Here is a 15715-nt window from a genome sequence, read left to right on the forward strand (position 1 = left end):
AATGCAGCGCTAGGGGCATTAACTCATTCGGCTATAAGAGAGGACTCTTGTGGCTTAGATCCCCCAGAAAAATGGGGGGTGTCTGGACTGCTTTATGGTATAGTTTTAGTGAGATTCCAGCTATTTCACATCATTCGGAATTGGATATCACTAGATTGGTGTCTAGTTGCAAGCTCTGGGCGAAATCGCACGAATTATTTAAACCAAGTCTTCACTATATCATGATAAAGATCAAAAGATTCACAGTTTCTGTTATCAGCTTACTTTGTGCACCTCTATGGGCTGCTGAAGGCAGACCGGAACAACCCAATGTTTTACTCTTACTAACGGACGACCTCGGATGGCAAGATGTGAAGGTGTATGACATCGATGAGCCATCGCCGTACGACACACCAAACATTGATGCGCTGGCAAAGAAAGGTGTGATGTTCTGGCAAGGCTACTCGCCGGCTCCGACTTGCGCTCCATCGCGCTGTGCGATCATGAGTGGTAACCACCCCGCGCGAGCACAGAAGACACACGTGGTAGGAGGGCATCCTCCAGTGCCGATCAATAAGCATTTTCGTGTGATGGATCCTTGGTACAGCGGGCGGATGCCAGAGGATACATTGACCCTCGCTAAAGCGCTCAAGCAAAATGGCTATGCGACTGGGCATTCTGGTAAATGGCATATCGCGATTGATCATCACGCCTATCCCCAGCCCACAGATGTGGGTTTCGACTACTCAGACGCGACCCGTGGGGCACGTAATGGGATGAAAGATCGTCTGGCTGATTTCGCGACCGAATCTGAAAACGACCCATTTCGTTTGGATGAAAATGGATTTCCATTTCACCCGACTAATGAAAACGCGATTAACTTTATCCGAGAAAATAAGGCGAAGCCATTCTTCCTGTATTATGCGACTTGGCTTGTACATGCCCCTATACAGACTCGATCCAAGGCATTGCTTGATAAGTATGTAGAGCGGATGGGAGTCGACCGCAAGGATGTCCTGACTCGTGATGAAAGTGGACAATTAAATCCTTACTACGGTGCTATGGTCGAGGAACTTGACTACTATGTTGGGAAGGTTTTTAACTACTTGGAGACAACTGAAGATCCTCGCTGGCCTGGGCATATGCTTAGTGAAAATACCTACATTCTTTTTACTTCTGACAATGGGGGGATGGAAGGTGGGCCAAAGGAACGTTATACAGATAACAATCCCTTGGATCGCGGTAAGATATCTGCTCGCGAAGGTGGTACGCGTGTGCCATTGATCATTGTTGGGCCAGAAATTGAAGCAGGAGTTCAGACTGATGTCTTGGCCAACGGACTTGATTTTTATCCTACGATTCTTTCAATGGTAGGCGCTGAAAATCCTAAAGGTAAAAACCTTGATGGTTTGGATCTATTGCCGCTGCTTAGGCTAGATCCGACAGATCCTTCGCTGGTTAAAGAGGCCGACGGGAACCCTCGCAATACCATGATGTGGCACTTCCCCCATGGGCATGCGATGGAGAGTACGATTCGAATCGGTGATTATAAGCTCATCCGCAAATACGATTACGTAAATAACCAGGCAAATGAGCCGCTTGAGCTCTACCGTCTCTATGATTCAAGCACAGGCACACATGTCCGTGGTGACATTGAAGAAGCGCGTAACCTTGCGAAGTCCATGCCGGAAAAAGCTCTGCAAATGAATCAAGAACTTACGACCATGTTAGAGGAAATGGGTGCGAGCTACCCTTCTTATAACCCTAACTATCCGGGTGAATTACCACACAAGGAGAGTGTGTCATCAGTGGTAAGTTGTGAGCAAAAGGGGGAAACTGTGAGTCTGAAGTTTAAGAATAACGGAGCAGTACTTTCCCACGCTAATTTGATTTACTCGCTCAATGGAGGTGAGAGGTATGAAGAATGGTTTCGCCTCCCTAATCTTGCCATCTCGGGTGATACAGTAACAGCTGAACTACCTGCGGGAACCACGCATTACTTTATCAACTTGGTCGACGAAAATAACTTCTTGGTAAGTTATCCCGAATTGACAGCTGAGATGAAGCACAGCAAAAAAAATCCATTTTCGAAGAGTGCTCTAAACGTTAAGGCTAAGAGGTAGAGGTTTAGTATCTGCTGGTCCCCTTGTGTTGGCTGACTCATTCGGCTTAGGGGTGTAAACTGGCGTGGACGTTTTGCCGAGGCCTAGTGTCTAAGGTCTGAAAGGTCGGAAGTCAGAGATAGCATCGCGTGGTCGCGATGTAGGCTTTGGGAAAAGTCATCCGATTTACTTGATGAGGCTGGTTCAGCCGCAACGCTTTCAGCGTTGTTTGCATAATCTGGTTCTTACCCCCAAGGTGTAGCCTACGGCTCTAACGTTGGGCTGGTGGAGCGAACCTCTTCGAGGTTTTCAACAGCTAGGCTAGCTACGATATTGTCATGTTTCATGACCAAGGTTATTTTGCTGCGCCGATACCAGCTCGGCCAGGCCGAGGATCAGACAAGCCTGCGGTGAAGCGCTTCGCGCAAACCGCAGGTCTATTGGTTTTAAAAGCTTACTGGCTGAAGGCCTGCCTCAGTTTGATACAAAGGCGGTAGCTTTGGGAATAGGATGTGAGAGAGCTTTGTTGGGGGCAGAGGAGCACATTGCTTTAATTTTTTTTTCAATAATGACGGTCCCGCTGCAGTGCAGCCAACGTTTAGCTTAGACAATCTGACTGTAGCTGCAGTTCCAGAGCCAAGCTCCTTTACGATGCTTGGTCTCGGAGCTCTTGGCCTCATTAGCCGTCGTCGCCGCTAGATCACGGATAAATCGTTTTTCAAAGAAAGCCAGGGGATGACAATCATCTTCTGGCTTTCTTACGTTAAGGTCTAGGTCTTAGGAGGAGTGATCTCCTTATGTATTATGAATGTCTATTAGGGAGACAAATAAGGCTAAATTAGAAGCTCGCGTGGAGGCTATTCTTTAGCGCGGAAAATGCCAGTTTTGTAGGCTTTCGAGACAGCTGCTGGAGCGTTGGGAACTTCGAGCTTGTTGTAGATATTACGTATATACTCGGTGACTGTGTAGATGCTGATTTCCAGCTCTGAGGCGATTTGCTTTTGCGCCTCTCCTTCTGCGATGAGGGTGAGGATCTCTAGTTCACGTTTTGAGAGCTCTGTACCACCAGATTTGTTGAGTGGCTGTTGGTGTAAAGTTTCTAGAATGAACTTAGAGACACTCGAGTCGAGTGTGGCTCCGCCTTCGTTGACGCAGTGGATTCCGTCGATGAGCTGGGTGATTGTGGTAGATTTTAGTAGATACCCTGATGCGCCTAGTTTGGTGGCGCGTAAAATGTCAGCTTCTTGGTCCGATTGGGTAAGGATGATGATTTTTGTTTGAGGAGATTGCTCGAGAAACAAGGGAATGGCGTCGAGACCTGACATTCCAGGGAGATGTAGATCTAGCAATAGGATGTCGTAGATATTCTCCTTTGGATTATTTTTCAGGCTTCGGAGGGCAAATTCTACAGCTCCAAATTCACCAGCGAGCTCCATGCCTGGTGTGTTTTCTAAAGCACAGCTAATACCTTTTCGGTAGGCTAGATTGTCCTCTACCAGCATAATGTTGATCGTTTTATCCATTAGTTTTTTTAGGGTTATGTGCGTAAATTGAGAGTGATTTGTGTTCCCCCTGATTTAAGGTTTTCAACGGATAGCGTCCCTTTGAGTAAACGGGCGCGGCGCTTGAGGGAGCTTGGTACGGCTTTAATGCCTTTGCCGTTATCATAGACAGTTAAAGAGATCGTATTTTTTTCTACTACCATGCATGTTTCGGCAAGTGTGGCATCTGCGTGGCGGATGATATTGGCGATACATTCTTTATAAAATAGCAGTACACCAATGCGTCTGCGGGGAGGGAGGTTCTGTAACAATTCCCCATTTTTAAATGAGATCTGATGCATCAAATCTGCGCTTAATTGCTCAGCGACCTTAGTCATGTCGCTCACTAGGTCTGCATAGTGGTTGTCAGCCTCGAGCATGTTTGCGCAATAGCGCGCTGTTTTCCCTGTGTGTTCGGTGAGTGTGCGAATCTCAGTAACATATTTTACCAATTGATCCCACTGGCCAGGATTATCAGTCTTGTCTACTTCATGCTTCGCTAAGTCTCCGAATAGTCCAATAGCATGGAGGTTGGCTCCAAGTTCATCGTGTAAGTTCGCAGCGATGCGTTTACGCGTTTGAAAGACTGCACGCTGGCGAATGACACGATCTATGAGGATGATAATGACTGTGCCGGCTGCGAGCAAGGCTGCGAGCCACTTCATGCGTTTAAGGTTTTCTTTCTGTCGTTCGTAGTGTGTTTGGAGTGTGGCAGCTACGAGTGGGCGTTCGATTTCGAGTTCCTGGCGTCGAGCGAGTTGGTTTAGCCAGAGCCGAATCGGTAGGATTTCTCCATAGAAGTTTTTCCCGTCGGTGAGAGCTTCAATTTTTCTAAATAGCTGTTTGTTATGGAGAGTGTTGTCAATCTGGACAGTCTCTTTCAGAGCTACATTTACACCTTCGGATATGAGCTCGATCTCAGCAAATCCGAATCGGCTTTTAGCCACGGGGTCGATAGCTGAGATTTGAATGTAGCGGCATGGGGTTTCAGGGATGTTCCACATCATGATAGGGCCTGAGTCTTGGATGTTTTCCTTTTTAAAATCGAGTAAAGTAATTGCGTCAGATTGGTCTGGAAGGTTAGCACCAGTAATTAGTAAATGCTGTGGAATGCCTAAGTCTCCAGGTTGGGCTTGTGGAATCGTATCGCTTTGGTCCAGGGAGTGTAGGTGGATACTAGAAAGAGGGGTGGGCTTCCCTAGATCGATCAGAAATGTGGGGAGAGAAAACGGTTTGCTGAGAAAACCTAGACTTTGTTCACCATGCGCAGTGTCCATTAAGTAAGGGGTGTGACCATCGACGAGATAGCGTTGGTCCCAAGCTATTCCTTCGATCTTATGGTTGGATGATTTTTTAATAGGACGTCTCAGAGCGACATTTTTGTCTCCGCTAAAAATCATGAGTTCTGAAAGCTGTAAGAGGTACTTTCCGTCGAAGGCTCGTTTTGATAACTCACTCGCTTCCAGTCTCACCCAAGAGGCTGTAATGCCTTTAAGATCGATAATAAGGGGGGCGATTCCGACGGGTCTACCCGTTATCGTCTTGTATTCCGCTACAACGTCTCCTGTACGGTTCTTGTCTGTACCTGCAATAATCTGGAACGCTACGGGGAAGGCGTCAGCTTGGAAGCCATCATTGGTGTCTCTGCGGATGGCGGGGATGAGTACAATTTCATCAAGTTGAGTTTCCTTTTCGAGTTCGATTTCCACCCATTCGGAGGTGTGTGGGCTTTCATGGAAATTGGAACGGTAGCCGATCGACCCTATGCCACTGCGTAAACTATGGTGGGCGAGTTGTTCGAGTTCATTATCTATATCGACCAAGCGTTGCTCAAGTTCAGGAAGGCTGAGCTCTTGGGTAGGAGATTGAGCCTCTGACGATGGAACTGACAGTAGTCCTATAAGGAAAAAGAGAATAGTAGGGAACTGTCGCATGAGTGATTTTATACCAATTGTTTGAGGATTGTCCATTATGCTACTCTTTAAGAACTTTATTTTCGACCCCCATAAAACTAGGGGTTCACGTGTTCTGAAGTTTACTCGATAGTACTGACCTTATTTGCCGCAGGTAGCAGAGGAGTGGAGCACACCAGACTCAGCGTAGCAAAACGATGCCTAAACCGATTTTTGGAAGAGGGCGGCTAAAATGAAAAAGTAGGAGTCATTTCCTAAGCCAATCAAAACATATGAAAAAGAGACTAATAAACCTTCTTACAGCGTCAATTATGACAACGATCTCTGTTTTTGCTGAGAGTTCCAGTGATGTCAGTCTTACCTCAGGGCAAAAGATTATCCTCACAGGTAAGGTGATGGACAGTGACGACAATTGGCTCAATGGGGTGAGTGTGACGATGAAGTTGGGTGGGGTTGATGCGCGTACGGACCCTAATGGAGATTTTTCTGCTGAATTTCTGTGGGATGACAAGACCAAAGAGAATCAGCGCGGAATCATCGGTGCTCTACGGTTCAAGAAAGAGGGGCATATCGATGAAATTGTCCGAATCCTGTCCATGGAATTTTTCGCCAATCCAAAGCCACTCGTAGTGAAGCTGAAGCCAAAGCCGATAGAAGAAGGAATCGTCGGGTTTACCGTGCCGATGAGCACGACCAATGCGGTGGGTAAAACGTCGAATGGTGATGCCGAATTCCACGTTTATATTCCAGAGTCTGTAGATAAGGTCAGGGCTGCATTTTATCTCACGCGTCATGGCATGGGGAATATCACTCATCCCATTTTACAGAAATTCGCGCAAGACGAGCAAGTGGCTCTCGTGAGTATGTATGGAGACCCCGTTCAACGTGGACTGAAGGATGTGAGCCTGACTGATGCACATGTCAAAAAGCTCGCGGAGCTTTCCGGTCATCCTGAATTAGTGGATGCGCCAATACTTACCTTCGGCCATTCTAACGGCACGGGATTTGCTGCCTGCTGGCCCGCTCAGCGACCAGAGCAATCTATTGGATGGATCTCGTTTCACCCAGGGTTCAACGAATACCTTAAGTTCCCGAATACCGAACACATTCCGTCCATGGTGATGCTTGGTACGGTTGATAAATATTTTCTCAATGGACGCCAGGACGAGACAGTCAAAGAAATGCGTCAAACTCGGAATGCCGCCATGAATACGATGATGGAGGCGGGTGTCGGCCACGGGCCAGTGGATAACGATATCGTCTGGGAGTTTGTTGTCGAGTTTTGTAAGGCGGCCATGCGAGCACGTCTTGGCCAGAATGGTGAACTCCTGCCAATCAAGATTGAGGACGGCTGGTTGGGCGCTACTTACGATGTCGAAGCCGGTGGTCGGCAGCTATTGGAGATAGCGCCCTGCGCCGATTTTAAGGGAGAGAGATCGACCGCAAATTGGTTGATGGACGAGGAATTTGCCAAAGCTTGGCAGGCCTACGGGCGCACCGACCACCTTAAGAAGCATAAAGGTGCTGGGCAGTAAATTTGAATATCTAACAAATCATTATACAAAACATATGAAAATGAAACACATACTCTCCACCGTCGCGCTGACTTTGACAGTGTCGACTTCTTCCGTTCAGGCGGGTGAATCATTAGTTCCGAAACCAAACATCATCATTTTTTATGTGGATGATCTAGGTTGGCAGGATGTTCAGTTGAACGACCATGGAACGCCTTGTGCTTTTGAGACTCCTAACATCGTGAAGCTAGCCGAGGCAGGGATGAACTTTAGCCAGGCGTATTCACCGGCGCCATCGTGTGCTCCTTCACGGGCTGGGATTATCACTGGCCAGCACCCGGCTCAAATTAAGATGACGCATGTGCACCTTGGCCGACTAGAAGAGGGGAAGAAAGAGGACCTCTACGCGCCAGCCTATCTTGGTGAGCATCTTTCACTAGATCTCTTGACGCTTGCGGATGCAATGAACCAGAACGATTATCGCACAGGGCACATCGGAAAGTGGCACGTTGGGTTTACAGCAGAGAGTTATGGTTTTGATGTGGTGAACCAAACACGTGGAATCCAGCGCGGCTGGGATGATCGCACCAAAGGTTTTGCTACTGCAGACGATGCAAAATTTCCCTTAAGCAAAGAGAAGTATCCACCTTTCAGTGAAAAGAAGCCGGAAGGGATTTCCTACCCATACGATGAATTGACGGATGCAGCTCTTCAATTCATGGAGGAGAGTAAAGAGGAACCATTTTTCCTGAATATGTGTCACTGGATGGTTCACTGGCCTGTGGTTACCCGTAATGGTGAATTGCTAGAATATTACTGCGACAAGATGGGGCAGCCCTTTCCACCGAAGCCTGGTGCGATGAGTTTACCTGGTCAACAGAACCCGTATTTCGCTGCGATGGTGACCTCGGTAGACTGGAGCCTCGGACGGGTAGTAGATTTTTTAAGTAAGACAGATGATCCGCGTAACCCTGGGAAGAAGCTTTCCGAAACAACGTATATTTTCTTTAGCTCAGACAACGGTGGAGCCGAAGCTAAAGGTAAGGAGATCATGTCGGATAATTTCCCACTTAAAGGCAGTAAAACAAAAGCCGATGAAGGCGGTATTCGCGTTCCCATGGTTGTTACTGGCCCTGGTGTTCCCAAAGCCAGCCAATTTGATGGGCTAGTGAATCAGCTCGATTATTTCCCAACGATTCTCAACCTCACCGATTCTACGATTGCTTCAAAGAATATGAAAAAGTTGAGTGGATTAGATATTTCGCCAGTGCTTGCCGATGCAAGTCAGAAAGTTACCGATGCGAATGGTAAAGAGCGCAGCAATCTTTTCTGGTATTTTCCACACGGTTCTGAGGATCACTTCAAGTCCGCCATCCGTGAAGGTGATTATAAGCTCTACAATAACTACCAGAAGGAGAGCTATAGTCTGTACCGACTCTATAAAAATGGCGAACTCGAAGATCTCGAAGAAGTGAACGATCTAGCCGACAATCCCGAATATGCATCTGTCTTAGAGCGTCTGAAAGAGAACTTGGATACGCTCATGCTTGAGCATGATGCCGATGGACCTTATCTGAACCCAAACTATTCAGACAAGACCGATCCTTCAGCGAAAATCAAATCTGCAGAGTTTAAACAATCTAATCGTAAGGCTAAGTTGACCCTAGATCCATCTGGACCGAAGCTCAGCAAGGCTTACGTGATCTACCAGGAAGATCCATCAAGTGCTAAAAAGCATAAGTATAAGAAGATTGAGTCTGGTTCTCTTCGTGCGGATATAGGGATGCCTATACCGGTAAAAGTGAGCTCTGATGGATACACTGCGATTGCATCAATCCCAGCAGGCATTACTGCATTCTGCTTCATGTTCGTAGATGAAAACAACTACAGAACGTTTAGTGAGGTGGTTGAGGCTAAATAGAGCTGTACGAGAAAGTGGTGCAAGTATCAAAGCTGAGACTGCGAGAGTTGCTCCACACTTTGAGTACCCCCCAAAAAATAGGGGGTACATGTTTTTTTTAATTTGGCGATACTATCCATGCTATTCCACACCCATTTGGATGAGGTTCAGTGCTTCTAAAACAAGCGTTGATGGAAAGCGTTCATTCAAACAAAAGTTAAGACATATGAAAACAACAACAAAAACCCTTCTCACTGCATCAGCTTTGTTAGTACTCGCTAGCACTCAAGCGAATGCGGCGCTCATTAGCATTGATAATTTAGCTCCGGACGCAGCGATGAACTCCGGTTTTACGATCGGTTCGAGTACAGTGGGTAACATTGTTACTTTATCGTTTACTCAAACGGGAGACCTCGATGGTGGTTCTAGCGACGATACTTTAAGTTTTGACCTATTGTACACAGCCTACACAGGTTCAACTTTCGACGGAACTGACGTGACTCTAGGCGCTGCAAGTACTCCTAATATGAGCAATATAAATTGGCACAGCAATTTGTTCCCGGAAGGTAGCACGCTTGGGCTCGAGGTGACAAACATCTCCTACACTGACGGAGAAGGTGATGAGGCTGTGGTATTTAACGGTTTCACATCGATTATTCCTACACACTATTCAAATGCCATTGTTGGGGATGTTGACTACTATGTCGGCTTAGTAGGAGCAACAACGGTCACAGGTGACCCAACCTTCAATGCTGCGCTTACATCAAATGGTACTGACAATTCAATTTACTTTACTGCATCAGACGGCCCGGTGCGTCTAAGAAACCTAGATTTCCAGTTTGAAACGGTAGCAGTCCCTGAGCCAAGCAGTGTTGCGCTTCTTGGATTAGGTTTCGGTGCCTTGGCTTTCCGCCGCCGCCGTGCATAATCTCTTCAAGAGCTTAGAAACTTTTCATTCTTTCCCCGATTGGTTTTTTTGCCAGTCGGGGATTTTTTTTACTTGGAGAACTTAGAGTTGTTCGTCTGGAGAGGTTGTTGGTATAGGTGATCACCTGAAAGCTGAGCGTGTTAGAGCTCGTATTTGCTGAAAGCTTTTTTACTCTTATTTCCTCAATTATGAAAACGTCACTTTCAGTTATAGCCTCTTTACTGTTCACACCTATGATTGGGCTGGCAGAAGCAGCGAAGCCCAATGTACTCATTCTCTATGCCGATGACATGGGCTATGGAGATTTGGGTGCGCAGAACCCAAAGTCTAAAATCTCGACTCCGCATCTGGACAAGCTAGCGGGCGAGGGGATGCGCTTCACTGATGGTCATTCTTCGTCGGGTATCTGCACACCGAGCCGCTACGCCTTGCTGACTGGGCGCTACCATTGGCGTGACTTTCACACGATCGTGAAAGCGCTAGGCGAGAGCGTGTTCACGCCTGAGCAACTCACGCTTCCTGAGATGTTACAGGAGAGTGGTTACCACACCTCCGCGATTGGAAAATGGCATTTGGGTTGGGATTGGGAGGCATTGCGCAAGCCTGATGCAGGTCCTAAAAAGGTGCAGACGAAATCTGGAAATTTGGTGGTTCAGTCTTCTAAATACGATTGGAGTAAGTCTATTCCAGATGGTCCAACCGCGCACGGGTTTGACGAGTATTTCGGTGACAATGTGATCAACTTCCCGCCTTACGTATGGATTAAGGATGATAAGGTTACTCAAGTTCCAGATACTCAGATGTCGACGAAAGTGTGGAAGCCCTTAAATGAAGGAGTTTGGGAGTGCCGTGACGGACCGATGATCACAGGCTGGGATCCTTACGATGTCTTGCCAGAAATGACGCGACAGGCAGTGAGCTTCATTGAATCGCGCAAAGAGGAGAAGGAGCCATTTTTCCTCTATTTTTCCTTCCCTTCACCGCACGCACCTATCGTTCCATCTGAGGAGTTTGAAGGTAGTTCCGGAGCTGGTCCATATGGTGACTTTGTGGTGCAGACTGATTGGAGCTGTGGGCAACTTCTCGACGCTCTTGATCGCGCAGGTATAGCTGATGATACGATCGTCATCTTCACTGCTGATAATGGCCCTGAGCACTATGCCTATCCACGTGCGCTTAAGTATGACCACTGGTCTTCTGAGCCATTTAGAGGCGCGAAGCGTGATTTGTACGAAGGTGGCCATCACGTGCCATTTATCGTAAAATGGCCTGGTGTGATCGAGGCAGGAACAGTTTCTGATGCACTGATCTCTCAAATCGATTTGATGGCAACGCTTGGTGCTGTGGCCGGCAGTTCTATTCCTACAGGGGAAGCGGCTGACTCTTTTAACATGCTTCCAGTCTGGAAAGGTGAGAAAGAAAGTGTGCGTCCAGCTCTAGTGCATAATACTAATCCTAAAGCGTATGCGATCCGACAAGGTGACTGGGTGCTCATCGATGCGAAATCTGGCGACCACAATGTGAAGAATCGCTCAAAAGCATTTGAGAAGAAGCGGGGCTATACACCCGATGATAAATTACCTGTTGAGCTTTATAATCTCAAAGAAGATCCAGCTCAGCATAAGAACTTGGCCAAAGAGCATCCTGAAAAAGTTCAGGCACTGAAGGCCCAGTTGAAAGAAATTCAAAACCAGTCAGCAAGCCACAACCAATAAATTCATGAAAGTATCCCAATTTATTTTAGACTCCAGTGCCGCCTTGCTCACATTGAGTAGCGCGTTGCTGAGTCTAACTACACTGGCCGAGGCAGCTCCCGTTAGCAGTCTCGAAGGTTCACGACCGAATATCGTGCTGATCATGCCAGACGATATCAGCTTTGGCTCGATTGGTGCCTATGGGAACCCGAAAGCTGAGAGTCCGAATATCGACAAGTTGTATGACAAGGCCGTGCGTTTTGATAACTTCCATGTCTCGCCGACTTGTTCGCCGACGCGTGCGGCGATGCTGACTGGCCGCCAGGAGTGTTATAGTGGAGTCACGCACACTATTTTTCTTCGTGATCAAATGAATCCAGAGCTACGCACCATGCCTGAAATGCTTCAGGACAGCGGCTATGCGACGGGGATCTTTGGAAAATGGCACCTCGGCGATTCCGCTGAGCTGCGTCCCGACAAGCGGGGGTTTGACGAAGTCTACATTCACGGTGCTGGTGGGATTGGTCAAAATTACACCCATAGTGCCGACTTCCCGAATAACGATTACAACAACCCCGTGCTCTATCACAACGGCAAGGCGATTGAGACTAAGGGCTACTGTACCGATCTCTTTTTTGATCAAGCAATCGACTGGATGGGCGAGCAGGCGAAAGCGAAGAAACCGTTCTTTGCTTTCGTGGCGTTGAATGTGGCGCATCGTCCGCATATTCCACCGATTCTCCCGGATGGTAGCAAGGGGAGCATGATGGGGAATCTCGATGACAATGTCGGCAAAATGATGGCTTATCTAGATGAGAGCGGATTGAGCGAAAATACCTTATTGATCTACATGACCGATAATGGCGCGGCATCTGGTTCCATGAAATTAAAGGGGCGTAAGACATTCGCGACCGAAGGTGGGATTCGTGTGCCGTGTCTGATGTATTGGAAAGGCAAGCTCGAGGGCGGCATTTCAAACAATAATCTAGCTGGCCACATCGATTACTATGCCACTTTTTCTGAATTAGCAGGGTCTGACGATGCCGTACCTGGCGGTAAAATCTGGGACGGTCGGAGCTTGCTACCATTGTTCGAAAATCCAACCGGAGCTGATTGGGCGCAACGCTACTGGATCGCACATCGCACACGTTGGGATGATGCTTCTAAAGCGCAATATTCTCATGCATCGATCCAAGACACGAAGTTCAAATTATTCATCCCGAAAGCGGGTGAGTTCGTGCTGTACGACCTTTCAAATGATCGCAGCGAGACCAAGGATCTCGCAAGTCAGTACCCTGAAAAGGTCGAACAGCTCAAAGAGATTTACGACACTTGGTGGACAGATGTTCAGCCCTACATGATCAATGACCATTTAGAAAACGTGCCTGAAGAGCATAAGCCCTATCACGAACTGTATCGCGATGCTTTTGGAGAAGAGCGTTACCAAGAAGCCATGCGTCTGATGACTTGGGAGGGCGGCAAGCCATACGGTGACAGGAAAGCGAAGAAAAAGTAGCTCTGTGAGAGTGAGGGTTACTCACTCAGATCCAGCCCTTACGCAGAGCTGAGGCGACTGCGGCAGCTACGTTTTGGACTTGGAGCTTTTCGTAGATACGGCGCATGCGTTTGTCGACTCCGTGAGAGGTTATCTTCAATTGGTCAGCAATTTCTTTTTTTACAAAGCCATCACTGAGTAGTTGCAGGACTTCGAGCTCACGTATTGTGAGCTCAATTTCGTCATCTTCTTTCGCTTCACCGGGTTGGATCCTGCGGATGAGTTTTAAGGCAATGTGCGCAAGCTTGGGGTCTATACTCGCGCCACCGTTGTGCACTTCTTGGATGCTGTCGAGAATTTCGCTACGCGTGGAGGTTTTGAGCAGATAGCCGGCGGCTCCGCGCGTGATGGCCTGGAGCACATGTGATTCGCGGTCGGACTGGGTAAGGATGATGATGTGGCTGTTAGGCGAAAGTTCGCGCAGGCGCTGGATGGCGTCGAGACCGTGGATACCGGGCATTTCTAGATCGAGTAGAATAACACCAGGTTGGATTGTACCTTCAATTAACAAGCTAAACGCTTGGTCGCTGGAGGCAGCTGCTGCGATACAGTCGAAGCCTTGTTGTTTATTGAGAGAGTTTGTGATGGCTTGGCGGTAGACAGCATTGTCTTCGATCACCATGACTTGGAGAGGTTCAGAACTCATAGTTTTTTCTTTAAAGTGATAAGGGTGCCACCAGCGGATGGTGTTGAAAATTCGAGGTGGGCCTTTAGTTTTTGAGCCCGCATAGTGAGGTGTGCTGGCTGCTGAGGTGTTGAGCTAAGCCCCTGACCGTTGTCTTGAATCTTCAGGGTAAGTAGTTTTGCCGTGAGTTGAAGGTGGATCGTCACTTCTGTGGCTTCGGCGTGTTTGATAATGTTGTTAAGTGACTCTTTAAAGAAGAGCAGGAGATGCCATTTGTCTTTTGGCGCGAGCTTGCTGATGTATTTATAGCCATCGACATCGAAGCTGTACTGATGCGCTGCGAGTAACATTTCAGCAGTGGCGCGCATTTCTCTGAGTAGCTCACCCGTGACATTACGAGATTCAAGAAAGCGTACCAGCGAGCGGGCGTTGGTAGCACTGATTCGTGAAATCTCAGCGATACTGCTGAGCTGTGGAAGGTGCTCTTTTGGCATATTACCTTCTTGAGCTAGTTCGTCGGAGAGTAGAGCAATACCGCTGAAGTTTCCTCCAATTTCGTCGTGAAGGTCTGCAGCGAGATTTTCTCGTAGTTGATAAATGTGCCGTTGGCGCATCAGTCTCTGCCATAAATACACAAAGAGTGTAATCAACAGAGTCATGCCAATGCCCCATTTTAATGCTTGGACAATTTTGGTTTGCCGTGAATACCGGTTTTGTAACTCAGCCTGAAGGTCAAGCAAATGGTATTCTAAACGGTTACGCTCTGCGAGTCCTTCAAGCCAGGATCTTACTGTTATGATCGTTCCATTTGCAGAGATGCCATCGACCAACATTGAAGGTGGAAGTTTTTCCATATCGACTGGGTGAGTAAATGTAATATTGGCAGCTTGCGAAACGCTGACTCCATTTGAAATGACTTCGATTTCAGCAAATGCGAATATGGAGCCCCTTTTACGAGGGTGAGGCGGCAGGCTCTTCGCTGTGATACGCACAAAACGTCCAAGTGTGCTGTTTGCTGCAAAGCAAGCGAGCCGGTGACCTGGAGATGGGTAGTCGGTGTTAGCTGTGTCAAATATCACCTTTGACGAAGTAAAGGCTGCATCGCTTGATATCTCGATTATAAATTGCTTCGGGAATCCCATAGCAGCTCTATGAAAAACTGAGAAGTTTCGGTCCATTTGTATGGGGTATAGTCGAACTTCATCTATCAGTATATCTTGGCCAAGGTCTAGTGTGATGGATGGAGAGGTCCTCTTTCGCGGTGGCACAAATATTCTGCTACCGTTGAGTATGTTATCAGTATCCACACTCGGCTCAGTATAGGGCATGTAACCGTCTGTGAGGTAATTTTTATGCCAAATAGGACGATGCTGTGTCCATTGTGGAGCACTGACAGGTTTGCCCAATGCTAGGTTTTGATTGTTATCGAAAACGAGTAGCTCACTCATGGCGAAGATGTACTCAGGCTGGTCGAAGACTTGGTTGAGTTCCAAGGGGATGATGCGAATTCGGCGAGCAGATGCTCCCGGGCAATCAATAAACAAAGGCGTCTTATCTGGATATGGAATTAGGGGGGATGAGGTAGAGTCAAATAGTAATTCTCCCACGTTGTCATCAGGCGATGCGTAGGTCCAAATTTGAAATTTATTTGGGAAAGCGTGGTTAGTGGACTCTTGGTTCTCATCGATTAATACAGCGGGGACCAGTACGATGCTATCGAAAATCTTACGCTCAAGTAAGTCAACTTCAACCCAAGTAGTCTCAGGTTTGTTGTTTTTCCGGTAAAGCCGAACACCAAGAGTTCCTCCAGATTCACGGATCAAACGGAGGGGTAGTTGGTTGAGCTTTTCCTCTGTGCTTGCGATCTTTTTTTCGAGCTCGCTCAAGGATAGCTGGGAAATGGGGGCGGCATTGACTTGCTTCGCTAATAAGTTTTCGGCGAGTAGGGATAGCATAATCATGAG

11 protein-coding genes are annotated in these 15715 nt (G+C 47.5%); 7 read left to right on the forward strand and 4 right to left on the reverse strand.

Annotated features, from left to right (window positions below):
* Positions 1-221: 221 nt before the first annotated feature.
* On the forward strand, positions 222-2102 hold the full coding sequence (locus ACSHX2_RS07060; RefSeq protein WP_435691943.1) for a sulfatase: 1881 nt from the start codon (positions 222-224) through the stop codon (positions 2100-2102).
* 564 nt (positions 2103-2666) lie between these two features.
* Positions 2667-2780 (forward strand): PEP-CTERM sorting domain-containing protein, encoded by a 114-nt coding sequence (locus ACSHX2_RS07065; RefSeq protein WP_435691945.1) that lies wholly within the window; start codon positions 2667-2669, stop codon positions 2778-2780.
* Between the two features lie 158 nt (positions 2781-2938).
* On the opposite strand, the gene ACSHX2_RS07070 is transcribed toward ACSHX2_RS07065, so the two are convergent.
* Entirely contained in the window at positions 2939-3604 is a 666-nt protein-coding gene (locus ACSHX2_RS07070) for a response regulator (RefSeq protein ID WP_435691947.1), read from the reverse strand.
* Between the two features lie 14 nt (positions 3605-3618).
* On the reverse strand, positions 3619-5592 hold the full coding sequence (locus tag ACSHX2_RS07075) for a sensor histidine kinase (protein WP_435691949.1): 1974 nt from the start codon (positions 5590-5592) through the stop codon (positions 3619-3621).
* A 215-nt stretch (positions 5593-5807) separates the two neighbouring features.
* On the opposite strand from ACSHX2_RS07075, the gene ACSHX2_RS07080 reads away from it, so the two are divergent.
* From ACSHX2_RS07080 to ACSHX2_RS07100, 5 genes are all read left to right on the forward strand, one after another.
* On the forward strand, positions 5808-7070 hold the full coding sequence (locus ACSHX2_RS07080; protein WP_435691951.1) for a hypothetical protein: 1263 nt from the start codon (positions 5808-5810) through the stop codon (positions 7068-7070).
* A gap of 40 nt (positions 7071-7110) precedes the next feature.
* Positions 7111-8970 (forward strand): sulfatase, encoded by a 1860-nt coding sequence (locus ACSHX2_RS07085; protein WP_435691952.1) that lies wholly within the window; start codon positions 7111-7113, stop codon positions 8968-8970.
* A gap of 205 nt (positions 8971-9175) precedes the next feature.
* Positions 9176-9877, forward strand: a complete 702-nt coding sequence (locus tag ACSHX2_RS07090) for a PEP-CTERM sorting domain-containing protein (RefSeq protein ID WP_435691954.1) — start codon at positions 9176-9178, stop codon at positions 9875-9877.
* A 233-nt stretch (positions 9878-10110) separates the two neighbouring features.
* Positions 10111-11592, forward strand: coding sequence for a sulfatase family protein (locus ACSHX2_RS07095; protein ID WP_435692082.1), 1482 nt, complete (start codon positions 10111-10113; stop codon positions 11590-11592).
* A gap of 4 nt (positions 11593-11596) precedes the next feature.
* Positions 11597-13087 (forward strand): arylsulfatase, encoded by a 1491-nt coding sequence (locus ACSHX2_RS07100; protein ID WP_435691956.1) that lies wholly within the window; start codon positions 11597-11599, stop codon positions 13085-13087.
* A gap of 25 nt (positions 13088-13112) precedes the next feature.
* Here ACSHX2_RS07100 and ACSHX2_RS07105 read toward each other — a convergent pair whose 3' ends face one another.
* A complete protein-coding gene (locus ACSHX2_RS07105) occupies positions 13113-13772 on the reverse strand; it encodes a response regulator (protein WP_435691958.1) in 660 nt (219 codons plus the stop codon).
* Positions 13769-15706, reverse strand: a complete 1938-nt coding sequence (locus ACSHX2_RS07110) for a histidine kinase (RefSeq protein WP_435691960.1) — start codon at positions 15704-15706, stop codon at positions 13769-13771. The genes ACSHX2_RS07105 and ACSHX2_RS07110 overlap by 4 nt, the downstream gene beginning before the upstream one ends.
* Between the last annotated feature and the right edge of the window lie 9 nt (positions 15707-15715).

Origin of the sequence: Rubritalea sp. (assembly GCF_051252225.1) — a bacterium.
Classification (GTDB): domain Bacteria; phylum Verrucomicrobiota; class Verrucomicrobiia; order Verrucomicrobiales; family Akkermansiaceae; genus Rubritalea.